Here is an 819-nt window from a genome sequence, read left to right on the forward strand (position 1 = left end):
TGTTCAAGCATGGTCGTGCTTCTATTAGTCTCGGCTACATTGGTCTACATGAAGTTTCTCTGATTATGACCGGTGCTGCTTGCACTGAAGATGAGACAGCTAAGCATTTGACCGAACGCGTTGTTCAGCGTCTACGTGATGCTACGAATAAATGGCGTGAAGAGTCAGAAGAAGGCTGGGGTTTTAGTCTATATGCAACACCATCCGAATCATTGTGTGACCGCTTTGCTCGTCTTGATTTGAAACGGTTTGGTATGATCGAGGGCGTTACCGATAAAGAGTATTATACCAACAGCTTCCACCAGGATGTTTATAAACATTCTAACCCTTTTGACAAGATTGACCACGAAGCTCCGTACCATAAGATCTCCAGTGGTGGACATATTAGTTACGCAGAATTTCCCAACGTGCGTAACAACCTCAAAGGTCTCGAGACTGTGTGGAATTACGCACTTAAAAACCTCGATTACTTTGGTACAAACACACCCTCAGATAAGTGTCTCCAGTGCGGATTTGAGGGAGAGTTTAGAATCGACTCTGAGGGATTCCACTGTCCGAAATGTGGAAATCAAGATAGTAAGACAATGAGTGTAATTCGTCGTGTCTGTGGCTATCTTGGTGCTCCTAATACTCGTGGTTTTAATCACGGTAAAAACAGAGAAGTACAACGTCGCGTTAAACATTTTGACGGTGAAGGCGCAAAACTGTAATACAATGAAGGCGGCAATGAGGTCGCCTTCTTTTTATCCAAGGAAGAATAATGAACTACGCAAAACCTGATACTATCCTGAACATGATCTCTACTGCTAATGTAGTTGC

1 protein-coding gene is annotated in these 819 nt (G+C 43.3%); it reads left to right on the forward strand.

From position 1 onward, the window contains the following. On the forward strand, positions 1 to 710 hold a 710-nt coding region (gene nrdD / locus N1032_RS24590), incomplete at its 5' end, for an anaerobic ribonucleoside-triphosphate reductase (protein WP_310795989.1). Positions 711 to 819: the final 109 nt, after the last annotated feature.

Source organism: Herbiconiux daphne (genome assembly GCF_024979295.1).
Lineage (GTDB): Bacteria > Actinomycetota > Actinomycetes > Actinomycetales > Microbacteriaceae > Herbiconiux > Herbiconiux daphnes.